At 53.3% G+C, this 276-nt stretch carries 1 protein-coding gene; it reads right to left on the bottom strand.

The window, feature by feature from the left end:
• Positions 1–276 (bottom strand): transposase (locus tag E1297_RS00295; protein ID WP_368669411.1); only part of this gene is annotated, 276 nt, incomplete at its 5' end.

Below are 276 nucleotides of genomic sequence, written 5' to 3'. Positions count from 1 at the left end.
TTATTTCGCGATCGAAAGGCGCGTATCCTCGAGATTGAAGCCCTTGGTCTTTGCATCGTCGAACAGGCATTCGATATCCCAACGCTGGCGGTAAGTGGTCAAGGCATGATGAGCAGACCGATTACTGACCACGATCAACAGGTCCTTGCCTTTGATGCGTTTTGCGGCAAAGTTCAGCCAAAGCGGCGCAGCCTCCCCGGCAATTGCAAAATGAGCCGTAAATGTTCGTTTGCCACGGCAGGTGAGCAGGAAATCGCGCAAGCACTTCCGAGTACC

This window comes from Roseibium sp. RKSG952 (assembly GCF_009711355.1).
The sequence above is the reverse complement of the archived record's forward strand: the minus strand, read 5'-3'. Positions and strand labels throughout refer to the sequence as shown.